This is a genomic window from Paenibacillus qinlingensis (assembly GCF_013204845.1).
In the GTDB taxonomy this organism is placed as follows: Bacteria; Bacillota; Bacilli; order Paenibacillales; family NBRC-103111; genus Paenibacillus_E; species Paenibacillus_E qinlingensis.
In genome coordinates, this window is the sequence record NZ_JABMKY010000038.1 from 1 (window position 1) to 22,744 (window position 22,744).

Below are 22,744 nucleotides of genomic sequence, written 5' to 3' on the forward strand. Positions count from 1 at the left end.
GTAGAGCGTCCTCCTGGATGATGGAATTAAAGGGCTTTTGACCCGTAGCGTACTTCCATCGTACAGAGGCGCTCCTTTTTTTACAAAGCTGAAATTTATCCATCTACAGGAATCTAACGGATAAGATAGCCTGATTTTTTCTAGAATATAGCGCTACTTGGAGGCTAATTAATGTCTGTTAATGTGTTTAGAACGAATCAAGAGGATAATTCATTTGAGCTAGGTTTTGAAATACCAATTTCTTACGAAGAACGTTTTTTCAATACACAGCAATGGAAGGCTTAGAGTAGGCGTTTAAACTTGAAATTAGCTAAATTATCTCTTTTAAGTTGCCTCATTGTTTCTTTAATTGTTTTTGCTTTGTCATTATTTCTAAACAGTGGTTTTAGTCAACGAATATCGGGGCAATGTGTTTAGGGGCATTAATTTTAGCCGATATCTCTAAAGCTGTCTGGGCATTAAGTGACGATTACTTGGGGGCTATGAGAATCATGAAGAAGGGAAATCACTTTAGACATAAATTCGATAAAATCTCTGTTATATCAATGCCTTATAAGGACTTGGCTATCCGTTCGCAGGAACTTCACCGCCAATGGGATGAACGGCGTGGAATAAAATACATAGTTAGTGATATTGTCTAAGTATCGTTCAACTAGAAAAATCGTTTGTTCAATAAGAAATCAGGACGAGGCGGCCAGCATGAACGGGAAGCCTAGTTAAAGTAACAGATAACGATAGTTAATGACAAAAGGAGCCGCGAAAGCTGCTCCTTTTGTCATTAAGCTATTGGCCAGATAGAATTGCTAATCAACTGTAAAGAAGGGAAAAAAGATCATATTGCTTTGATATAAGGAGAATATGAATGATTGAATATCGTGGAATAAAAGTTATGTTTGGAAATGGATGCATTCGGACAAATGGGTTGTTTAAAATGATTGAAAAAGATTTCATGATAAATATTAAAAAAAGGATACAAGATGAGTATATAGAGCTAATCAGATACCTAATTGATTACGTAATAGATGCTAAGCCATCAATTACGCCTGACCAGACCATTGCATACCATTCTTTGCTGGTAAAATGTCATGAACTTTCTGAAGTTTATTATGAGATATGGGAAGTTCAAAGTACTGGTGAAGGTTTTGTAGAGGGTGCCGACTATGCAATTAAAGTAGTTCAAGAACAAAAACAAGAATGTCAGAAGTTCGGGGCAACGCCCCTATTTCCGATTTTTAATCAAATGATTGTTATTTCTAAATGTGTGTATGAAGGACTAGCGGTCGAAGCAGTGAGATATCCTTCACCAGAGCTTATGTCGGGATGGTGGCTTACAACTGACCTTTATGACGATAACGTGCAATCTTTGATGACGGTTCCTTTTCACCATTTAGCATTAATGAGACCAGAGATAATCAAATATTTCGCTTTACCTTTTGGATATAGATTTTACATCTCAGATAAAGAACAAGATATTTGGTTCAATGAGAATGCATTAAAATAACAATGAAAGATAGCGAGATATATTAGGTCGTGCCGTTAAAAAGGTATGCGGGAACAGCGGTAGATCTGGTTAACGGCACTGAAAAGTCGTTTAACGACTGTTTCTCGGTTAGCCATGAGTACTCGCAGCTCCTCGTACTCGGAGGAGTGGAAGCAGGCAGGGGAGTGCCGTTTTTCACCATGTCGGCAATAACTAAAGCATCCTTTTTCGCTTTTAGAGCGTGTGTTGTCGCGGTTTTCTTTATTTTTTTTTAACTAGGTGAGGATTTACAAGTACAGCTTCAATTTCTTTATTTTTAAGCCACCCGGCAAGGCTGAGCCAGTAATGACCAGTCGGTTCCATACCAACGATAATTTGGGATAATTTGTATGAAGCTAGCAAGTCGCGAATCCAACGATCGAGTGACTTGAAACCATCTTTGTCATTACTGAACACTAAAGGATCAAAACAAACAAAAACCGCTGCATCCTAATAAGGAGAATATCGGTTTTTGTTTGTTTTTATCTTTGCTAAGTGGCAGTTCCTACTTTGTTTTAGTTTAAATAGATGTACAAGTTTAATGAAAATTTTATTTTTAACCCCATTTCTTTTTAAATAGTTTTTCTTAACCTAGAGTCAATGAATGATTAGGAGGAAACTAAGGATGAAGAAGTGGGTTTTTGGGCTTGTTTTACTATTACTGCTTGGCTATGTAGTTGTTCAATATAAACAGGAGGTCATTAGCGAGAATTTGTTACCGAGTGTAGCTAATCAAGCCCAAGTGGTAACTCCTCAAATGACAGAGCTTAAAGTAACCAAAGATCAAGTTAATAAAGGAAATTTGTTGTTGGTCAATAAGGATAACCCTGTACCCCCTCAGGTAGGAATGTGGGGACAACGCTTCATTTAGGAGGGTGCCACAATGCAAGCTTTACGATATTGGGAGTATTAAGGCATGACGGAATCTTTTACGGATTTGCACGAAAGATCAGCAAACAAAGAGAACTTCTCACATCTCTATGAGATCGTCACATCTAGAGAAAATATCTTGCTGGCTTACCGTACGATGAAGTCCAATAGAGGATCAAAGACACCTTGAACTGATGGACTAACCATTAAAGACATCGAACAACGACCCGAATACGAATTAGTAAGTGAAATCCAAAACAAACTACAAAACTATCGCCCCAAGAATGTCAGACGAAAGCTCATCGAAAAAGATAACTGTAAGATGAGAGTGCTCGGCATCCCATGCTTCCTCGACCGCATCATTCAACAGTGCTTCAAACAAGTCATTGAGCCAATAGCTGGAGCCCAATTATACAACCAAAGCTATGGTTTCAGCCCCCTACGATCGGCACATCATGACATGGCAAGAGTACAGTTCCTCATTAATCAGGCGTCGATGCATTATGTAGTCGACATCGACATTTTAGGGTTTTTCGACAACGTCAACCATACTCTGAACCAACAGAATGACTAGCAAGAGCAATAAGTGCTCGAGCCTTTATTTCGCTAAGCTGACGTTTCATTAGGGACTTCCACCCACATACCACATCTTGAGGCTCTAATTTCCTCATTCTTCAGATGTTGAGAAAAGCCTTAATGTGGCCAATGAGCCTTTTTTAGGGGTATGGAGCGTTGCGTACTCACATCGTACCGAGGCGCTTGTTTTGTTGCAAAGCTCAAAATTAACGCTCTACAGGAATGCTATCGCACCATAAACTGTGCAAAAAGTATTTGCTATTAATTAACTAATTACCTTCTAATAAAATTATTCTGCTCTTTAGTCTGCAAAATCGGGTTCGCAAACTGCGCAGAAACCGATCGGTTAATTCACAATACTAATTTCACTAATTATTAATAACAATTGATAATTTATAGTTTGCATGCTCGTTTAGATCTACTAAGAATTGATCTAATAATTCATTAGATGGAAATCTACACTCAAGAAGATAACAACCATCACCACTAATTTTATTGTTATTTATTAAGTATTGATCTTGTGTTCTTATAAATGAGAGATAAGGCTGGTGAGATGGGCTATTTGTATAAATCGTAATAAAAGCGTGAATAAAACACCCTAATTTAGCTTGATTAACTTTTATGGTATAACCCTCAAGTACTCCGTTATCCTCCAGTTTTGCAACTCTAGATGCAGCTGCTTGTCCGGTCAAATGAACTTTCTCTCCTAATTCTTTCTTCGTAATACGACTATTTTTAGATAATTCAGCTAATATTCGCATATCGGTTTGATCCAACATGTAATCACACCCTGTCTGTGGAATGATAAATACATATATATAAGCATAATTTTTCAATATTCCTTCTCTTGGTTAAATGTTATTTACGTTGAAATCAATATTTTATCCAATCCGAAGGTATTTAGTCCCATGTTAAGCCCTTTCACAAATCAATTTCAAAAATCAAGTCAAACCTGCAAATGACTTGATTTTATCTATGTAACAGCTAGTCCTTATCATATAAAATTAAAACATAAAAGAAAAGGAGATGAAGTTAATGAAAGTATCACAAATTAGAAATGCTACTTTAATTATAGAATATGCTGGTAAGAAATTTTTGGTTGACCCGTTTTTGGGTAAGAAGGGGGCTTACATACCATTTCCAAACTCGTTAAGACAAGATCAATTTAATCCATTAGTAAGTTTGCCGATCTCCATCGAGAATATTATAAATGTCGACGCAGTCATTGTAACCCATCTACATTTAGATCACTTTGATGATGCTGCCAAAGAAGTTTTGTCTAAAGACATCAAAATGTTTGTACAAAACGAAGAGGATGCCGCGGAAACTAGAAACGCTGGTTTCCAAAATGTTGAGGTTCTACAAGAAGATACGAGTTTCGAGGGGATCCAATTAATTAAAACAAAAGGGCAACACGGAAGAGGAGAAATAATAAAACTTGCTGGTTTAGTGTGTGGCATTGTTTTCAAACACTACAATGAAAAAACGTTATATGTAGCTGGAGATACGGTCTGGTATGACGCAGTCCAAGAAGTAATAGAAATACACAAACCTGAGGTCATCGCTGTAAATGGTGGAGATAACCAATTTCTTCAAGGCGGATCTCTTATTATGGGAAAAGACGATATTTATGAAGTGTATAAGTCTGCCCCTAGTGCAACAATCATTGTGAGCCATATGGAGGCAGTGAATCACTGGACATTATCTCGAAAAGAATTAAAAAGTTATATTCAAGAAAAGGGTATATTGTCCAATGTATTCGTGCCAGATGACGGCGAATCCTACACTTTCTAAAGAAAAGGAGGAGGGAAAATAATCATGTCAATTTAAGCTTATAAAGAATTGGTTCGTCGTTTCTATGAAACAATTAGAACAAGAGAATTATGAGGACCGTAGCTAAATATAGATATTTTCGCAAATGCTACATCGCCTCTTTTAAAGAGAATAATCTGGCCCTTACGTTTCCTGACGTGCTTTCAGCTAAATTTAGGCCAGCTTACGCAATAATTGACGCCCATGTGCGTATGGTCTTAGGTCACCAGCTCCTGAAAGAATTACCGCAGTACAGATTAAGCCTAGTCCTTTGATAGAGTAAAGCTGATCGGCAATTGGAAGGCTATTATCCTCAATTCTCCTTGTTTCGTTTAGTTATAATCGGATTCACCATAACTTTGATACCCTTGTCAATATATTGAGCATCGTTCGCCGATAGAGCATAACACGAAACATTGGATCTTGAAAAAATAGAGTCAAAAGAGCCTGTTACTATTAGGTGATGAGGTTACCCATGTAACCTTGTTTTACACTGGCGGCATAAGATTCTTTCGGCTCTGAAGCAAATCCCAACCGAAGAGTTCCAAGGAATTGTCGAAATGGACGAGACCAATTTCTTGTACTCTAAGAAAGGCAAAAAAAACATCTCTGAACGGAAGTCCCGTAAACGCGGCGGCAAAGCTAAATTTCGAGACATCAGCAAGGACCAAATATGCGTACTGGTCGCTCGCGACCGTCAGAAGATGACTTTACCACATTAAGAACGTGAACAGTTACCACAGCCGATTGAAACGCTGGATTAACCGTTTTATCGGAGTTGCAACGAAGTATTTACAACATTATTTAGCTTAGTTCCTACTAAGGAATATGAGAACACTCAACGTCGAATAAGAAAAATATGTTGGTTGCCTCGTGCCTATTTGCTGTAAATGAGATAAACAATAAACTTCGACGGACGGCTTCTTAATGCTGCACTGACGGGCAGTAAATATTTTGAGGAATATATTAAAAATTAATATTTTATTATTATTTGTTGTAGCATTTTTATCAGGTTGTAACGGAAATGGAATAGAACTTAAAGATGGAGATAGAAACATTACTGAAGAAATGGATGAGATGATTTCTAATTACATCATTCAAAATTACTCATCTTCATCTCGTGCCACAGGAAAGCAATTTGAGGTCCAAAAAGTATATGGTACGAGTGAGACAAATAGGGTCCTCAGTGTCTACATGTGGTCTTATTACGGTGGATTTAATAAATCAACTGGTACGGCAACCTATGCAGGACGTTCTTTGCCTGCTGTAATTCAGTTGAAGAAAGATTTAGCACATTACTCTATTATCAAATATATAGAACCACAAGACGGCAGTTTGTATCAATCTTCTTAAAAAAAGATGTTTCCCGAAAAATACTTGAAATTAGCTCGGTGAGTGGCGTACTGAACATTTATGTTTGTGCTGGTGTAGTCTAGTTAAATTTCTTTATCAAGCACATGCTAACACATACCACCCTCTCGATGTAGATATTAAATTGAATTGTAGCTTAGCTGTGGAATAGGTAAATAGGACATATGTCCTTTACCGAACCTTGACTTATCGTTAAATTGAAAAAGCGTGAAGATGAAGGGAGGAATATAGGAGATGAAAGGGGCCATATATGCTTGTTTGGGCGGCGCTTTCCTGACTTTACAAGGTGCGGCTAATGCGACCATCGGCGAAAAAATCGGAACATGGCAGGCAGCTGCTCTTACTCAGGGTACTGGATTTGTAGCAGCATTAATACTCGTTTGGTTGGTCGGGGATAAGTCATGGAGGAATCTTAAACAAGTGAAGCCAGCATACCTGTTCGGTGGAGCTTTTGCAGCTTTTATCCTGTTTAGTAACATAACGGCGTTTCACCGAAATGGTGCAGCATTAACTGTATCGGCAGTTCTGATTTCTCAAATCACAGTAACCTTAGTATTGGAGAAAATCGGTTGGTTCGGCTCAGTCCCACTTCGCTTGAGATCATCACAATGGGTCGGTATCGGGTTAATGGTTATTGGGATCTTATGTTTAAAATAATAATGTATAGAATACCTGATAAAGGAGGAGGCGATTGCTATGAAAGAGATCGTGGACACGAATCGAATCAATCAATATCTCAGTCAATTTGGCTTGGAAAATGCTTTGCCTGAGGGATTACGACAACATCTAACCCTATTTCGTTTTGAATCGGAAGAAGCACTTTGCCTCCAAGGCGAAGAACCCCCAGTATATACATTTTCTTGTGCAAGGAAAGGTAAAAGTGTATACAACCTCAACGGATGGAAAAACATTACTAATTAATTTTACTATCCCGTTGGGGGTAATTGGGGAAATAGAATGTTTGAGAGGGAAGGAAAATCTCAATACAGTAACAACTGTGTCCTCTGTAGAGACGATCAGCGTTCATAAACGTTGGTTAAGCCAATATGAAGATGATGTATCGTTTCTACGATTTTTGCTTGACATGGTGACCCACAAATTCTACCTAAAATCGATATCGCTTAGTTATAATCTTCTATATCCAGTAGAAGTCAGGCTCGCCAGTTATCTACTGTCTATTTCAACGGAGGACGTGAAGGGGGCATATTCAGGCGTAAGCATGGCGAATTTGAAAGATACAGCGAACCTAATCGGGACGAGTTACCGACAATTGAACCGGGTTCTTCAGGAATTCAGTCAATCAGGAATGGTTGAGCGGAGCAAAGGAACACTTATCGTGAAAAATCGAAAGGGGCTAACCGATGTAGCTGGCCAAAATATTTACGAGAATGGGGATAGGAAGTCATGATATGGGGCATTTTGATGGCTTTGGCGGCAGGCTCCTTAATAAGTGTTCAAACGATGTTCAACAATAAAGTTAATGAAGCTGCGGGATCTCATTCTACGACGGCTCTTGTGCTCGGTATGGGATTCTTTGCTTCTACTAGTATGGGATTAATGATTGACGGAGTCGCGCTTTTTTCGTTAAAACCTATGCAACCATGGTTTTGGTTTAGTGGTTTACTGGGGATTGGCGTCGTAACTTGGATAGTAAAAGGAGTGAAACTGTTGGGACCAAGCTACGCGATTTCGATCGTCATGGCATCTCAGCTATTATGTGCATTATGGTGGGATTCCGCAGGCTGGTTCGGACTGGATAGGGTCCCTTTTACGATTCAAAAAACAATAGGGGTTACTTTATTAATCTGTGGCTTGATTTTATTCAGAGCAAAGCCCAGAACTCTTATTTCAAAACAGAGGGAGAGTAATTAGAAGCAATTATTATAAGCCCTAGAATTTGAAGGCTCAACTAACGGTGTAACGTTTGTTGAATACACAACAACGAAAGGCTGCCGATCGTGATATAAATTCAATACACGTGCTTGACCTTTGCGTTATTTCGAATTGACACCACCTTCGATATATGTATAAAATACGGATTTCAATTTACTGAAAATTTGATGGAACATTTTCCATGAGAATCATAATATAACCATTCTTCGAAATTGAAAAGAGGGAGGACACTCCTATTTTTTTTCGGAGACAAAAAAAGCTTCCTTTTTTAGGGCGCTTTTGTCTATTTGCATAGGGTATTTTTTTCCCTAAAATGAGGCCGTTTTGGTTTTTGCACCCCCCCTGTTAGTAAGGTCGGGGGGAGCGGCGGTAGGAGGGAGGGTAATTGGTATCGAAGAGAAACTAAAAAGGTAGGTTCGCGAACCTCAGCTGACGCTGAGATATCCCGAAGCTTCGAGATACGCAGATTAGGGAATTTCACGATCGTAAGCTCAACTTGACTATCGAACTCAGCACGAAGTCGTTCAACTTGTCGACGATATGCAGGAAGCAAGAGATCTTCACAGCAAGAGATCTTCACGGCTATAAAGCTTTCTGGCCAACACACCGATATTCGTAAATTGCGCTGCCATGACATGAGATCTCAGCTGTCGAAGCTGCTTGACAAACGGAACTGGATGCAGTGTAAATTCCTTGTAACTCGGAACCACGATAACAGTTTAAGGCAAAAGTTTACATAGTCCAGGATATGGCATCGTTAATGCCGATAAGTAGTCCGGATCAACTTGTGTATAAAATACGGATTTTGTGAAGTAGTCATTGCTTCTTCTGTTGTTCCGGGGGTTTATTATAATTTATTGGCACAGCATCTAGGCACTGTCAAGGGCTAAATTCTGACTCATTTGCCCCCTGTTTTCTTAAAGAGGGTTTGATATCATCTATTTTGCATGCGTTCTTCGACAGACTCAGTCCTTAGGATTAAATGGTGACATCTCTGCATCTTCCCAACATAATTCAGTAGCATTATTTAATTGAACTACTTCCTTAATTTCAAATTCTATTACTCGTTCCGCTCCAGAAAATGTTGCAGTCGCCACCTTATCCCAAATGATTTCCCCCGAACCCGTCAGGTGCAACGAATGACAGGAAGTCTGGAAGTCTTTTTACTGAACGATCATTGAAAGAGAGTTACTATATCTGCGAGGGATAAAACAGAAGAATTTAGAATAAGAATTGAAGAAAATAATCAATTATGTATTAGAGGAAGGTTGACAAATTATTAGACATTGAAGAGAAATAGTAAGTGCGGGAGAAACCCAAAACCCCTCAGAGCCTAAGAAAAATGCTGCTTAATATATTTTACATTTCAATATATTCCGGTTGATTCTCCGTTCATAAACATCGACTATAATGAAGCTATCAAAGGCTCCAGGAGGTATCCATATCACATGTATTACGAAGAAGATCGCGAACCGTATGATAACGATAGGGATGAAAAGTAAACGACATCGGCAAAGATCAGTTCTTATCCGCATTCCACAATGCGTGTAAAGAACTGATCTTAATCCATATAGGAATATACATGTCGCAAACACAACAGTTGTTGCAAAATTTTAATCGTGTACATTGTGCGCAAAAAGCCAGCAAAAGAGATTGCTGGCTTTTCTGGTGTTCTCTATTTTGGTTTTGTTCTTATAAACTGAATTCACTAGGATTTAAGCCAAGCGAATTACATATGTCACGCACCGCGGCTTTTTCTTTATCATCGAAATCTCCATCTGCAGCTCCGATTGCACTGCATACACCAACGATGACTCGTCCAATCTCAGGCTTACCTTTGAACTTGGCAATAGATTTTAGTGCTTCTTGTTTGCCAATCATGGCATCAAACTCAAGGTTTCCAACATAGTGATTGAATCGAGCAATAACATCGCTCATATCAAACACTTTTAGTTCTTCACTGCGGCTCATGTATCCAGCCATTTTTTGTTTTTCATTGGAATCTATGGTTCCATCCGCTGCGGCTACAATAGCACATCCGGCAACTACGGCATCCATAAAGTCCTTGTTCTTGAATTTTTTCACCTGTTCGGTTAAGCCTTGTTTTGAATTTTGCAACCATGATTTGAATCCAATACTCATATAGGAAGCCTCCATTATTTAATTTACACGCTTCCTTTATTGTAGATACAATTTTTAAAATTAGCAAATTATGTAGAAATCAATCGATATTTCTTAGATATATTGGACCCTTGTAACCAATTTACTCTAGTGAATTGAAGTCCTTTTCACTTTACTCGCTTTTTGTAATAAGGTTACCGGACTTACGCCGATGAACTATGATTACATAATCTCGAACGCTTCCGGCACGGGTTTTCTATGAAACGCTTTAATATCTTGCAGTGGAGGAAGCCCAAAGAGTCGGCGGTACTCACGGCTGAATTGAGCCGGGCTCTCGTATCCGACTTCCAGGGCGGCGGATGTCACGTTCACGGATCCGTTCAGCATGAGGCGCCTCGCTTCCTGAAGGCGGAGCTGTTTCTGATATTGCAGAGGAGCAATCGTCGTGACTGCTTTGAATTTATGGTGAAGTCCTGAGACACTCATTTTAGAGGATTTCGCTACCTCTTCGATTGAAAATGTCCTGTTGTAATTCTCCTTTATCCATTCAATGGCTCTACTCACCCCCTCGTTCTGCTGGTCCATGAAGGCCCTTTGAACAAACAAGTGTCCATAATCTCCTGTTAGTAAACGGAAAATCATCTCGCGCTTGATTAATGAAGACAGAAAGCGAATTTCCACCTCTGACTTGCTCCGCAGCTCCAATAGCCGGATGAATAAAAGCTGCAAGTGCTCATCAGATTTACCTACGTAGGCTCCCGGACCCAGCTTTCCGTCGAGCGGCTTCACATGGATACCGGTATCCATCATGACAGAAGCAATTTCTTCCGTCGTGATATCAATTCGCAAGCCGATATACGGTGATTGCCGCGTAGCGCCGACAACTTGACCGGAAGCCGGGATATCAATTAACGAAACCAAATAGTCACCCTCGCTATAATACACCGTATCTTCACCGAGATGAAGCTTCTTGGACCCTTGTAGAATTAGGCAAAATGATGGTGTTAGAACACCGGGGATGATCGCCGTCGGTCGGTTACGCCGAATCAGTGAAAAAAACGGTATAGACGTCTCCGTACGACCCTCTGTAAGCTGAAGAGAATCAACAATATGCAATAATTGTTCCAATTTTGTCTGCATAGGAACATCCCTCCATTCCTTTTCCCACTCCTATTATACCCCCTTCCTCCAAGGACGCCAACTTGTTTATCGAAATTAAAAATATTATTTTTGCAGGATTGTGCAATTTATTAGCAGAAACGAGCTACTTCCCAATCTGGAATCGCGTCATAATAACGCTATAACATGAAAGGGAGGTCTTCCTCTTGAATGAACATTCGAAACGAATTATTTTGGCGATGATCGTCGCCTGTCAGCTAATGATGGTACTCGACGCTTCCGTTTTAGTTACTGCGTTACCTGAAATCGGCCGCACACTCCATCTATCGACAGCGGCTTTGACTTGGGTGCAGAATGCTTATATTTTAGCGTTCGGAGGCTTCCTCCTGATAGGAGCCCGGGCGGGAGACATACTAGGAAGAAGAAAAACATTTAGCGCTGGTATCGCTTTGTTCTCCCTGGCCTCAGTGCTGGCCGGATTGGCGCCGACTGCGTCACTGCTGCTAGTGGCTCGCGCTATGCAAGGATTGGCTGCAGCGCTTGCAACGCCGTCTGCTCTCGCCTTATTGTCTGTTAGCTTCTCGGCAGCTCGGGAACGCTCGAAAGCGATCGCTGTTTACAGCGCTGTATCCGGAGCCGGCGGCAGCGTAGGTCTAATCGTCGGCGGACTACTGACAGATCTGATCTCCTGGCGCGCCGGGATGTTTCTCAATGTGCCTATCGGCATCGTTCTACTACTTATGGTACCTCGTTATATGCAGGAGACAGAGTCTAAAACAGGCCGATTGGATATTATGGGAGCTATGACGTCGGTGATCGGTATGACGGCGCTAGCATTCGGCTTTGTTCAAGCCGCGTCTGGCGGATGGGAAACGCCACAGGTATGGGTCTCGCTTGCTCTCGGAGGTATCTCCTTAGCGGCCTTTGTGCGGATCGAAGCACTGGCCAAAGAGCCGATTACACCACTGCGCCTATTCGCAAGCCGCACGCGATCCGGGGCCTATTTAGGTAGGTTGTTTCTCTTGTGTGGAAATTATCCGATCTTTTTCTTCGTTCCGCAATTTCTGCAAAACGTCCTTCATTTCAATTCTTTGGAAGCTGGACTCGCGATTATGCCGTTCACGGTCGTTCAATTTGGGATGATGTATGCCATGCCTTCGCTTGTTGCCCGATTTGGAAACACGAAAGTATTGATCGCCGGATTGATAATCGCGATCACTGGAACAAGCTGGCTGAGCTTCCTTTCAGCTGATTCTAGCTATCTTTCACATGTGTTTTTCCCTTTAATCGTTATGGGGGGCGGTGCCGGGATGATCTTCCAACCCTTTACGACACTTGGATTGTCCGGTGTGGACGCCAAGGATGCAGGAGCGGCGTCAGGGCTCGTCAACGTTGCTCATCAGACCGGTGCGTCCCTTGGACTCGCGGTTCTGATCGCCGTCTTCGAGGCCGTAAACCGACAGGCAGTTCCTTCTGTTACGTCTTTTACCCATGCGATCTCCGTCTCGCTTGTAGGTTCAGCCGTTTTCCTGACGGCTTCTCTATTAGCGGTCTTGATCTTGCTCTTGCCGGCAGATAGAGCACAGCGTGCCGTCGCGGCCAGCATGCAGAACGCGTCCTAAAGCTTAACCACAACGCATCAGGGAGCAAATGCCATGTGGCAATCTGCTCCCTGATGTATTCATTATCGTTCAGACTTACCAGCATATCCTAATACCTTTCCCTTACTAGCAGTGATTGGCAAAGGTCCATAGATCTGACTGTCAACGCTTCGCCACCACGTATCCCCCATAACAAAGAGATGGCCTTCGGGCACTTTAACCTTTCCCATGTCCATATTAAAGTATTCTTTCATGGTATTCTGGCATGATTCATTACATTGAGCTGAACCAGGTTTATTCAAAGTTTTAAAATATTCATCTTCTTCGAGTCCCCAACTAAGAGCCTCACCATAGAAGGTGTCTAATCTTTTATCATTTATATACACTTTGCCTTTTTTAATTTCAATTTCTTCGCCTGAAAGTGCTATTACCCTTGCAATATTATACTCAGATGGATTTAGATGTGGGTACTTGCTCTGATCGATTTTTGGGGTTTGATAGTAAATCACATCGCCCCGACTATAATCGTTATGATCGAAGTAGTTCGGATCAACAGCGATCTTCCCTTTGTCTTTCGAGATGTATTCTAAGTTCCTCCGCGCCATTCCATCATTATTATGTTCAATCGCGATATAGTCTTGAGACATGACAACTGTCTGTGGTGTCTCTTGCGTATTTACATCTGTAATCGTTTGCTTTTCGCAACCTACAACGACCAGAACAAAGAATACAATTGCAATGGACTTCTTCATTTAATCCCCCCCCCCCCATTTCATCATACAGACCTCACGACGGCCTGCTTATTAATCAATCCTATTTCCGATGAGAAAGATAACTTAGTAATTTTACCGTTAAAATAAGAGAACTAATTGCAAGGCAAAATAAAGCAAGCAGTTCTAATAAACTTTGGATTGGCATTCGAGCATTTAGATTATCTAATACAACAAATCGTGTAATCTTTAAGGAAATGTAATAGATGGATACAAATACTAAGACAGCGGTGATAATTTTAACGAATCTATACATAACGTGGCCCCTACCGTTTTAATCAGATAATTCCAATATCTGTATAAATATTAGACGATCATATTTCGTAATAGTTGCATAATCCTTCCAGTTCGTAGCCAGGACGATCGTACGGATCAAATTGATAATAAAAACACGATACCAAGGGGTACCGTGTTTTATGACTTTAGCTGCGCTCGGATAGGCGTTGTATTGCTTGTTTATTTCTTAATTGACGGTAGCCTGCCGACACACACATCAATACGCCTGTGGTGACAAAAACACCTACTGGGAAACCCCAACTCCCCCATGCTGGAACGATCAGAGGCATTAACGAGACACCGAAAGCAACAGGTACAGGTGTTTTAAACAACATGCAGAGAATGAGTGTTATCAGTATATTGATTACGCCAACCCAAACGATTGAACCGGGCAATAAATGATAAACGCTAACCGCAAAAAGAGCAGTCAGTGTCAGCACCGCTAACCGAGATGGAACCAATTTCCAATTAAATTTCTCTGTATGAAAAATCTCGAATATGAGGGCAAACACAGGTGGAACCACGATAACCTCTACATTTGTTGCGAAGGCTAGTCCGATCCAAGCACATAAAATGATGCTAATGATAACCGTATCCGTTATTTTCCGAAAATGCTGCGGAGGACCAGCTGTCGTTAACTGTTCTGGTTTCCTTACTTTAAAAGCGGCTATCATAATCACAAAAGTAAACACAGCCGTTGTAATCGCAAAAACATAATCATGCAAACCTAAAAAGATCGGCAGCAAGGCAGCTGGAATTGTTGGTCCAAAATTAACGCGAAATAGGTGCATGAGAATGACGATAATGACAAAACCTAGCCAAAGTTTGGACAGAGGCGTTAAAGACAGCCCATTTAAGGAAGTTCCCAAGAATGCAGCTATAGTTGGGGAAAGCCACAGATGAAGGGGTTTCTTTATCCAATGTGGAACAGGAAACACCATCACCCCCATGGCCATACCAGCAATTTCTGGGAAGAGAATTTCCTTTTCTTGTAGACTTACTGAACCGACTAGCATGAGAATAACTAACATGTATCCTGATAAAAAACCTCTCGATTTTAACGTATTCCAAATCATTTCTTTCGCCCTCCTTTTCGTACCTTCCATTTAAAATCCCTGTAAAGATTGTGCATGCTCCTTCCAATTGTCATTCATCTCACTACGATGATCGCAATACACGGTTTGTAAATAGCGACTCAGATTCGTTACTTTTCCTTCTACAAGAACTTCACGTATCTCCGATGGTTTTGAAGGCACATCATTTCGCTGCACAACCTCAAATTGGTCTATTGGTAAAAACATTTGCAAGCTTTTTTTATATGAAGTCCGAGTTGGATAGCGTGGTGAACTTCCAGAATCATACTTTGTTAACTTTATCCTGTCATAAAAGTCAGTCATCAAAGAATACGCATCGAACTGAAGAATAGCGAAAGCCTCATTGGGTTCTCTTTTTGAGTAAATCGCTAGCATCTTCTTACAATCTCGTTGGGTCGGCCAGAAAAATACGTGCTTATCCACATACTGGTGAAATGCTAGATGAGTGGTATTTGCATCCATTACTTGATCGGCAATCTTTAAATGCGCATTTGCTACAAACAGATGTCCATGAAATTGAATTTCTCTCCTCGCTTCTCTCCTTGCATCAGATAACTGAGGATTTACCTGATTACAAGAATACAAAGCATCCAGATGTAAAATAGATGGTAAATTTCGTGCCCTTGTAAAGTGAAATAATGACTTCCTCATTGAACTATTCGTTATTTTTTTTACAATGAAATCGTTCATAGCTGGATACCTCTTCGCCTTCGTTTTGTGCGCAATTTAATTATAGTAAATCAATATGTATACGATCAATATCGGGTTTTCTATTATCATAATGCTTCTTTTCTATGACAAGAGCCGTTCTTATAATAAAGAACAGTCCAAAGATTAATTGAACATCATTGGACTGTTTTTTGATTTTCCAGTGTTTATATGACTACATTATTCATGAATGAACAACGGCTGATTTGACAGTTTTAATATGATGAAGGTAGTCCTTGCTACTCTTAGCTATACGCTCATCTGTCACGTTCGTCGAATCGTTTAATGAGAAATGCGGCAAATAAGTAGCACTTATGAAGTTAGCAAGTGCTTCAATAGGTCTCAGCAATTCTTGCAGTGTAAACTGATTAGAGCCGCTTGATTGATACGACGCTTCCGTACCGTAGGTTGAAATGGCAACCCCTATTTCTTTGCCTTTTGTTTTCGAACCATCTGGTCCATAAGCCCATCCATATTGTAAGACTTGATCAAACCATTTTTTGAGTAGCGGTGGCGTGCTGTACCAGTAAAACGGGTATTGGAAAATGATTCGATCATGCGACTCCAGCAACTGCTGCTCCTTAGCCACATCGATCTTTTCATCAGGATACGTTTGATATAACTGGTGTATGGTGAACTCATTATGCTTTTGTAATTCCTCTACCCATGCTTTATTCCATGTGGATCCTTCAATGTTCGGGTGAGTAACGATGACTAAAGTTTTCATTGTGATTGCTCCATTTCGTATTTAATATTTGTGTTTATTAAAGTAAGGGCACCAGAATTACACTAGTAGTATCTGAAGAATAGCTCTCTATTATCACCCTTTAAGCAGATTGCCATTAAATAACGCCTTTATTGTTCGAACAAAGAGAACGACCAATACGATGTTCATCAAAACAAGAATGATCGCAGCAATGGTAATTAGCGGCCACGAATTTACAAACATCGCATATTGCAAAGCAGCGTTGCTGAGTGCAGCCAATGGAAAGCTTACACCCCACCAGGAAGCACCGAACGGGATTGATTTTTTAAATACTTTGAAGAACAACACAATAAACAAGAACAGACCAAAGTAAAACAAGATCGAAGCAAACTGATCAATTCGATGCTCAAAATTAATATAGCCAAGAAATCCAACCTCAAACGGCCCAATCATGATAAGCATAGATGGCGTTAACCCTGCATGCATGGGAGCATGATGTATCAATCTGGATAGGATCATAGTAAGGAATACTAAAGCTACAATTCCGCCAATCGCTAGAGAAAGCAGATTAACTTCATGTGCCCAGGCAAACGGCATACTCCCACCTGCAACCGCAATATCTAGTGTTCCTACCCCAGGAATGAGCCAAGCTGGTACCGCATGACCATGCTCATGATTCCCGTCTAACAAACGTGTAACGATGATAAAACTAAGCACTAATGTCGTTACAGTTCCGATGATCCAGAGCACTTGACCAGTCAATTCACTGTAATTCCCAACCACGGATGACAGCAATAAAATGGCAATCGTGATCGTACCAAAGAAATTTCCTATGATGGGATGCTTAAATTCATCTTTGACTTTTTGCGGGTAGAGAATCCACTTAGACATATATCCTAAGCTTAATATGATAAAAATGAGCACCGCGGCAATTCCAATGATATCTGCGATTACAAGTGAAGTACCGAATAACTTACTTGCTTGTCTCCAAGCCAATGACAGACCGGAAATTCCCATAACCGACGCAAATAGATTAACGGGTAAAAATTGTACAGAACCGATGCTTTTTTGTTTAGGTACGGCAGTTATGGTTTGCATAGTTGATTGTCACTACTTTCTATCATTTTTATAGTCGTCTTACCCTTTTATACGATTGCTTTGACAAAAGCCGTCTGGCTTTGCTTTCTTCCAGTATTAATTCTTGCTTTTCAATGTTCTAAAAATGAAAGATGAAAAATCATTTGGCTTTCGACCCAATATCCACGTTAAAACATTCGAATTACCGATAGATCCATGTTCATTATAATGTTGAAACATCTTTACTCGTGTGTTTACTTGATAGTCTCCTAATTCAAGCTTTTTTAATCGTGCCGAGAACGTTTCGTCTTGAGGCGTTTCAACTTTGATCTCATGGCCTAAACGCTGTTCCATAGCTGCTATCATATCTGACAAAGATAAATTTTCAGGTCCGCAAAATTCATATGTAGCCCCTGTAAATCCTGAACCAGTAAGAATGATTGAAGCTGCCTCGGCTACGTCTTCTAAGTCAACCATACTTATGCGTGTTTCTTGCGTAGTAAAATACTTTTGTTGAAAGATACCTCTTTCACTAAGCAGCTTCCAAGACTCGAGTAGATTCTGCATCAATACTCCAGGCTGAATAATCGTATAGGGAATACCTGAGTTCACTAGAAGCTCCTCAACCATGAGTTTCTTCTGATGATGAGGCATTTCCTGAATAACGGGATGTAATACGGAATGGAATACGAAATGTTCTACTTCGGCTAAGCGAGCTGCATTTAACATCACTTGTCCTATTTGAACTTCATTGGGATTCATAGCTGAACAAATGTGGTATACAGCCCTAATTCCAACTAAAGCTTCATTTACAGCGTTTTGATCCATCATGTCTCCTAGAACTACTTCCATCTCACCTAAGGATTCAATTTCCTGAATGTGTTCGGTTTTATGAACAAAAGCCCTTATCCGCTCCCCTTTAGATAGTAAAGCCTTAATAATTGCACGACCCGTTTTAACGTTTGCTCCAGTTATAAGAATCATAATAATTTCTCCTCTTTTCCTTATAAACTCTTAGCGCTCCCCTATTTTACCTATTAAAAGGTAGTTGTTTTATCAACATAAGTATCATTATCAAATAATTGATGAAAAGTATCAATACTTGATGTTCTATCGTTATCATTAATAATATGGATGATTGACTCCACTTCGTTTTTACATAAATAGAAGGCGTTTATGATAAAGTATAAGTTTAAAGGATTGTTGCCACGCATTTACTTTTCACGAAATACATACTACTATTTGTCAATAACCATACAAAAGTGAGGTATACCCATGGAGTTTCGACAACTTGAATACTTTATTGCCATCTGTGAAGAGTTGCATTTTACAAGGGCTTCAGAGAAACTGGGCATGAGTCAGCCGACGCTGAGTCATCAAATTAAATCGCTAGAGGATGAGTTAGGTGTTCCATTATTTGATCGAATCGGTAAAAAGATTGCAATTACCGAAGCCGGTAAAATATTATTACATGAGTGCAAAGTGATTTTTACTTCCTTAAATAATGTCAAAGTACAGATTTTGGAGCTTCAGAAGGTTAACCGCGGAACGTTATCCATTGGTGCACTTCCTGGTGAGTTAACGCAGCTTGTTTCATCTTTATTGCTCGATTTCCATCACATTTATCCCGAAGTACAAATTAAAATTCTAAATCTTGACGATATTGTGGAGCGAGTCATACAGAATCAAATTGATTTGGCCATAACGATTTTCCCTGTCGAAGATGAACGTATTCGCAAAATTCCATTGTACAAAGAAGATATCTATTTGGCTGTTTCTAGAGACCACGCTTTGGCCGACCGTGTAAGCATTAACTTTGACGAAATCAGCAGGTACCCGCTTATCCTCTTCCCCCAATCGCATAAATGCCGTCAAATTATCGATTTAAACAGCACAGTCTGTGGCATACATATGGAGCCGATTATCGAGACAACCGCGATTGAAACGATTATTGGGCTTGTAAAACAAGGTGCCGGCGTGACCGCGCTATCCAAAACTTACTTGAATATGTACAACGATAAACAATTAACAGCTATTAAAATCGTAAATCCAACGCTGCAAAGGGAAATTGGTATTATCCATCATAAAGATAAGTATTTAAGCCAGGCTGCCCGGTTATTTATCGACTTATTATCAAATCATATTGTTAAATTGAAGTTAGCTGAAGAAAGTGCGATACTAGCTTAGATTTCGTTCAAAATTAAAAAAAAAAAGAAGCCGCTTCGATGCGGCTCCTAACATAATTAGTAATAAATAGCGGTTTGAGGCGCAGGTGACACAATAAAAGTACATGTTTTACGTAAATACCATTTGTCACCCACTTTGACTTCATTTTCATTCCATGTGTCAATCATACCGCCTCCAACAATTCTTCCTTCCTTCATGACCATGATAAATTGCCCGAATAAAATAGCATTATCTAATTCAATGTCGTACTGAACTGTTTCCATGGTTTTTCCACCTTTCTCGATGAATTATGAGCTCTTTACGTCATGTATCACATCGTTCATAAAGATACTCTCTATTTTCTCGTACAGAGGCCCATCTAATTCGGTTCTATACTGAAGATCCAGCCATTCTGGATCATGCAGAAAAGCATCAAAGTTTCGTTCGCGTGAATCTGCGTTCTCATGTTCAAGTACGTAATAGAGACGATTTTTTGATACGTCCGCGTCTACCCAAAAATTCGTTGTCTTCATATTATGTTTAGCTAGAATGGCTATTGTGTTATCCCGAAACCGAGCTAGGATCGCTTCCATGCGACCAGGTACAATATCATATATCCGCAACTCGTATAGCATAAGATCATCCTCCATTTCATATCTTAGTTTACCTATTAATAGATAAGTCGATCGAAACACTCTTTCTTAATCCTCACTCGCTTCTTACAGCTTGATTATTGAATAATTGATGAAAATTATCAATATTCGATATTCTATCGTTATCATTAATAACTTGAATCAAAAATATACGTATAAGCCAATGAAAATGACAATAAGGATCGCCAACTGTCGAACAGTCAGACGATCCCTATTACGTTTCTGTTGTGGTTTATATTCACGAAATGAAATCAAGCCGATGAAATAAAGAATTTCGATCAGGGTAATCATAACGAATCGGTAAATCATGTTTGGTTATCGCGATCAACCCATTTTTCTCAAAAAAATGTAAGGACTTTTTTGCAATGGAAGGCGTGTCTAAGTAAATGGTTGTAGCTCCTTGCTGCCATGCATACTCAAGAATTACATCAAATACTTCTTGTTTAAAAGAGAGTTCAATCCCTTGATTTTCAATATATATAAATAACTTTTTTACATGAAAGATATCGTGCGTATTTAGCTGCTCTACCGTATTTCCCCGTTTTTTCACTTTCAAAGTAACCCAAAGATTTCTTCCATCATAGACATTTCGCGTTTGATAATCTAAGTTGTCAGGCACTTCATCATTCATTCGATTTACGGTGAACTCATTATGTTGAAATGATAGGATGAGCTCAACAACTTCCTCAGAATAATGATCTTGTAATAGCCTTAAACTACTCATGTAACTTTCCCTCATTCGTTCAATATGTATTCGATATCCGACGCTCCAAGTGGCTTACTGTATAGATAGCCTTGAGCTTGATGACAGCCACTATGCAATAACCAAGTATGCTGTTCATGTGTTTCTACGCCCTCAGCAATAACTTTCAACTTTAATTTTCGTGCCAATGAGATAATCATCTTCGTTAATGCTTTATCCTGAGGCAAATCTTTGATGAAACTTCGATCTATTTTTAAAGCATCCAATTTAAAAGTTTTGAGATACTGCAAAGAAGAATATCCTGTTCCAAAGTCATCAATGGATAGAAAAATGCCCATTTCCTTAATCTCTTTCAAAGCATTGACGATAGGTTGTTCATCTTTCATAAGTGCACTTTCTGTAATCTCAATTTCAATAAATTTAGGTTTAATCTCGTTCTCACTAAGGATTTCCTTAATTCTATTCACGAATGAAGCTTGAAGAAACTGCTTTGCAGACACGTTTATAGCAACTCTAACTGGAGGTAAACCTTTTTGTTGCCATTCTTTAATTTGCCTGCAAGCTTCCCGAAAGACCCATTCACCTAATGGCACAATAAACCCAGTTTCTTCTGCAAGCGAAATAAATTCCATTGGTCCAACAATCCCATGATCAGGATGGTTCCAACGTACCAATGCTTCGAGACTCTTAATTTCACCGCCATCCAGTTCAACTCGTGGTTGATACTCCAAGAAGAACTGACGACCCGCAAGTGCTTTTACAAACTGTGATTTAAACACAAATCGTTTATATTCACCCTCATCGAAGGAAGATTGATAAATAACGAATTGATTTCTGCCTTCCTGCTTCGCATGATACATTGCTTTATCCGCTCTTTTCATAAGCATGCTCGCAGTCATACCATGATCTGGGAATACACTTATACCAGCGCTCATCGTTACTCTTATTTCATGCTTGTCTAGCCATACCGGCTCTTTAAACGCTTCAATAATTCGTTCAGCCACACCGACCATTTGACCACTCGAATGAATCTCTTCTAAAATGACTGTGAATTCGTCGCCTCCTAAGCGAGCGACAGTGCCATATTGGCCTACGCTTGTATTAATTCGTTGGGCTATCTGAACGAGCAAGCGATCTCCAGCTTCATGGCCAAGTGAATCATTAATCCATTTGAAATGGTCTAAATCAATAAACATCAATCCTAGTTTGATATCTTGTTTTTGATGTTTTTGGATCATAGCGGTTAATTTTTCTTTAAAATATCTTCTGTTTCGTAAGCCCGTTAAGGAATCATGATAAACTAAAGCTAATAATTTCTTTTTCTCTTCGTTTCGTTGGATCGCATAAGCTTTCAGTTCTCTTAACGTCTCATTAATCTCTAGTTGTTCATGCTGATTTATCTTGACTTGCATGGAGGACTTTAAGGAATGACTGCGTTTGTTGGGTATAGATATGGCTCGTTTCGTCTTATCGATGGCTCTTAATATCGTAGATAAAGACTCCCCGGATGCAAATAATGACAAAATGTCGTTTTTTATTTGAAGGATCCTATTCCTTGAATTTACTTCAATCATAGTTCGTGAATTCATAGTTCTCATCTGTGAAACTCCTCATGGCATGCAAGATTATACGATAAAATGACATAGGCACACATTCCTCATAATAACTACAATTGATCTCGATGTAACCATCCACTCAACAAGAAAACA

25 protein-coding genes and 4 pseudogenes are annotated in these 22,744 nt (G+C 39.7%); 13 read left to right on the forward strand and 16 right to left on the reverse strand.

The features are described 5' to 3' along the window. Nucleotides 1–862: 862 nt before the first annotated feature. Nucleotides 863–1,501, forward strand: coding sequence for an immunity protein Imm33 domain-containing protein (locus HQN88_RS37425; protein ID WP_216855930.1), 639 nt, complete (start codon nt 863–865; stop codon nt 1,499–1,501). A 38-nt stretch (nt 1,502–1,539) separates the two neighbouring features. Here HQN88_RS37425 and HQN88_RS38755 read toward each other — a convergent pair. Next, a pseudogene (locus HQN88_RS38755) lies at nt 1,540–1,942 on the reverse strand (IS110 family transposase); the annotation flags it as partial. Nucleotides 1,943–2,144: 202 nt separating this feature from the next. On the opposite strand from HQN88_RS38755, the gene HQN88_RS35545 reads away from it, so the two are divergent. The 3 genes from HQN88_RS35545 to HQN88_RS38550 all read left to right on the forward strand — a co-directional run bounded on the left by HQN88_RS35545 (nt 2,145) and on the right by HQN88_RS38550 (nt 2,963). Continuing rightward, nucleotides 2,145–2,390, forward strand: coding sequence for a hypothetical protein (locus HQN88_RS35545; protein ID WP_173121159.1), 246 nt, complete (start codon nt 2,145–2,147; stop codon nt 2,388–2,390). 45 nt (nt 2,391–2,435) lie between these two features. Then, nucleotides 2,436–2,579, forward strand: coding sequence for a hypothetical protein (locus HQN88_RS38545; protein ID WP_337995196.1), 144 nt, complete (start codon nt 2,436–2,438; stop codon nt 2,577–2,579). A gap of 132 nt (nt 2,580–2,711) precedes the next feature. Then, complete coding sequence (locus HQN88_RS38550; protein ID WP_337995195.1) at nt 2,712–2,963, forward strand: reverse transcriptase domain-containing protein; 252 nt, start codon at nt 2,712–2,714, stop codon at nt 2,961–2,963. On the opposite strand, the pseudogene HQN88_RS38760 reads toward HQN88_RS38550, so the two are convergent. Further along, nucleotides 2,944–3,104: pseudogene (locus HQN88_RS38760) on the reverse strand (IS110 family RNA-guided transposase); the annotation flags it as partial. The gene HQN88_RS38550 and the pseudogene HQN88_RS38760 overlap by 20 nt on opposite strands. 229 nt (nt 3,105–3,333) lie before the next feature. Then, nucleotides 3,334–3,744, reverse strand: coding sequence for an Lrp/AsnC family transcriptional regulator (locus tag HQN88_RS35555; RefSeq protein ID WP_173121161.1), 411 nt, complete (start codon nt 3,742–3,744; stop codon nt 3,334–3,336). Nucleotides 3,745–4,000: 256 nt separating this feature from the next. Between HQN88_RS35555 and HQN88_RS35560 the strand changes: the two genes are divergently transcribed. Then, the gene (locus tag HQN88_RS35560) at nt 4,001–4,759 is read left to right on the forward strand and encodes an MBL fold metallo-hydrolase (RefSeq protein WP_173121163.1); all 759 of its coding nucleotides are present in this window, start codon (nt 4,001–4,003) and stop codon (nt 4,757–4,759) included. An 85-nt stretch (nt 4,760–4,844) separates the two neighbouring features. On the opposite strand, the pseudogene HQN88_RS38765 reads toward HQN88_RS35560, so the two are convergent. Further along, nucleotides 4,845–5,080: pseudogene (locus tag HQN88_RS38765) on the reverse strand (transposase); the annotation flags it as partial. A 135-nt stretch (nt 5,081–5,215) separates the two neighbouring features. Here HQN88_RS38765 and HQN88_RS35565 point away from each other — a divergent pair. From HQN88_RS35565 to HQN88_RS35585, 6 genes and pseudogenes are all read left to right on the forward strand, one after another. Beyond that, nucleotides 5,216–5,705: pseudogene (locus HQN88_RS35565) on the forward strand (IS1595 family transposase); the annotation flags it as partial. 26 nt (nt 5,706–5,731) lie between these two features. Then, nucleotides 5,732–6,130 carry a hypothetical protein gene (locus HQN88_RS35570; RefSeq protein WP_173121165.1) on the forward strand — a complete coding sequence of 133 codons (399 nt, stop codon included), beginning with the start codon at nt 5,732–5,734 and terminating at the stop codon, nt 6,128–6,130. 252 nt (nt 6,131–6,382) lie between these two features. Further along, a complete protein-coding gene (locus HQN88_RS35575; protein WP_173121167.1) occupies nt 6,383–6,805 on the forward strand; it encodes a DMT family transporter in 423 nt (140 codons plus the stop codon). 39 nt (nt 6,806–6,844) lie between these two features. After that, the gene (locus HQN88_RS38555) at nt 6,845–7,069 is read left to right on the forward strand and encodes a hypothetical protein (RefSeq protein ID WP_338118554.1); all 225 of its coding nucleotides are present in this window, start codon (nt 6,845–6,847) and stop codon (nt 7,067–7,069) included. Next, nucleotides 7,029–7,556 carry a Crp/Fnr family transcriptional regulator gene (locus tag HQN88_RS35580; protein ID WP_338118555.1) on the forward strand — a complete coding sequence of 176 codons (528 nt, stop codon included), beginning with the start codon at nt 7,029–7,031 and terminating at the stop codon, nt 7,554–7,556. The genes HQN88_RS38555 and HQN88_RS35580 overlap by 41 nt, the downstream gene beginning before the upstream one ends. Continuing rightward, nucleotides 7,553–8,020: a DMT family transporter gene (locus HQN88_RS35585; protein WP_173121169.1), complete on the forward strand. Its 468-nt coding sequence runs from the start codon at nt 7,553–7,555 to the stop codon at nt 8,018–8,020. The genes HQN88_RS35580 and HQN88_RS35585 overlap by 4 nt, the downstream gene beginning before the upstream one ends. 1,713 nt (nt 8,021–9,733) lie before the next feature. Here HQN88_RS35585 and HQN88_RS35590 read toward each other — a convergent pair. Both HQN88_RS35590 and HQN88_RS35595 read right to left on the reverse strand, forming a co-directional pair. Next, nucleotides 9,734–10,183, reverse strand: coding sequence for a tellurite resistance TerB family protein (locus HQN88_RS35590; protein WP_173121170.1), 450 nt, complete (start codon nt 10,181–10,183; stop codon nt 9,734–9,736). 201 nt (nt 10,184–10,384) lie between these two features. Further along, entirely contained in the window at nt 10,385–11,302 is a 918-nt protein-coding gene (locus tag HQN88_RS35595) for an AraC family transcriptional regulator (RefSeq protein WP_173121172.1), read from the reverse strand. Between the two features lie 185 nt (nt 11,303–11,487). Here HQN88_RS35595 and HQN88_RS35600 point away from each other — a divergent pair, with 185 nt between their 5' ends. Next, nucleotides 11,488–12,903, forward strand: a complete 1,416-nt coding sequence (locus HQN88_RS35600) for an MFS transporter (protein WP_246320637.1) — start codon at nt 11,488–11,490, stop codon at nt 12,901–12,903. A 62-nt stretch (nt 12,904–12,965) separates the two neighbouring features. Here HQN88_RS35600 and lepB read toward each other — a convergent pair whose 3' ends face one another. From lepB to HQN88_RS35630, 6 genes are all read right to left on the reverse strand, one after another. After that, nucleotides 12,966–13,634, reverse strand: a complete 669-nt coding sequence (lepB, locus tag HQN88_RS35605) for a signal peptidase I (protein WP_173121174.1) — start codon at nt 13,632–13,634, stop codon at nt 12,966–12,968. Between the two features lie 440 nt (nt 13,635–14,074). Next, nucleotides 14,075–15,004 carry a hypothetical protein gene (locus tag HQN88_RS35610; protein WP_173121176.1) on the reverse strand — a complete coding sequence of 310 codons (930 nt, stop codon included), beginning with the start codon at nt 15,002–15,004 and terminating at the stop codon, nt 14,075–14,077. A gap of 30 nt (nt 15,005–15,034) precedes the next feature. After that, nucleotides 15,035–15,712: a DUF7002 family protein gene (locus HQN88_RS35615; protein WP_173121178.1), complete on the reverse strand. Its 678-nt coding sequence runs from the start codon at nt 15,710–15,712 to the stop codon at nt 15,035–15,037. A 202-nt stretch (nt 15,713–15,914) separates the two neighbouring features. Continuing rightward, nucleotides 15,915–16,457 carry an NAD(P)H-dependent oxidoreductase gene (locus tag HQN88_RS35620; protein WP_173121180.1) on the reverse strand — a complete coding sequence of 181 codons (543 nt, stop codon included), beginning with the start codon at nt 16,455–16,457 and terminating at the stop codon, nt 15,915–15,917. 93 nt (nt 16,458–16,550) lie between these two features. Beyond that, nucleotides 16,551–17,534, reverse strand: coding sequence for an SLAC1 anion channel family protein (locus HQN88_RS35625; protein WP_173121182.1), 984 nt, complete (start codon nt 17,532–17,534; stop codon nt 16,551–16,553). A gap of 96 nt (nt 17,535–17,630) precedes the next feature. Continuing rightward, nucleotides 17,631–18,497: an SDR family oxidoreductase gene (locus tag HQN88_RS35630; protein WP_173121185.1), complete on the reverse strand. Its 867-nt coding sequence runs from the start codon at nt 18,495–18,497 to the stop codon at nt 17,631–17,633. 291 nt (nt 18,498–18,788) lie between these two features. Between HQN88_RS35630 and HQN88_RS35635 the strand changes: the two genes are divergently transcribed. Next, nucleotides 18,789–19,700, forward strand: coding sequence for a LysR family transcriptional regulator (locus HQN88_RS35635; RefSeq protein ID WP_173121186.1), 912 nt, complete (start codon nt 18,789–18,791; stop codon nt 19,698–19,700). 56 nt (nt 19,701–19,756) lie between these two features. On the opposite strand, the gene HQN88_RS35640 is transcribed toward HQN88_RS35635, so the two are convergent. From HQN88_RS35640 to HQN88_RS35655, 4 genes are all read right to left on the reverse strand, one after another. Further along, complete coding sequence (locus HQN88_RS35640; protein WP_173121188.1) at nt 19,757–19,963, reverse strand: hypothetical protein; 207 nt, start codon at nt 19,961–19,963, stop codon at nt 19,757–19,759. A 24-nt stretch (nt 19,964–19,987) separates the two neighbouring features. Beyond that, the gene (locus HQN88_RS35645; protein WP_173121190.1) at nt 19,988–20,314 is read right to left on the reverse strand and encodes an NIPSNAP family protein; all 327 of its coding nucleotides are present in this window, start codon (nt 20,312–20,314) and stop codon (nt 19,988–19,990) included. Between the two features lie 256 nt (nt 20,315–20,570). Then, the gene (locus HQN88_RS35650) at nt 20,571–21,056 is read right to left on the reverse strand and encodes a GNAT family N-acetyltransferase (RefSeq protein WP_173121192.1); all 486 of its coding nucleotides are present in this window, start codon (nt 21,054–21,056) and stop codon (nt 20,571–20,573) included. An 11-nt stretch (nt 21,057–21,067) separates the two neighbouring features. Beyond that, a complete protein-coding gene (locus HQN88_RS35655; protein WP_173121194.1) occupies nt 21,068–22,633 on the reverse strand; it encodes a putative bifunctional diguanylate cyclase/phosphodiesterase in 1,566 nt (521 codons plus the stop codon). Between the last annotated feature and the right edge of the window lie 111 nt (nt 22,634–22,744).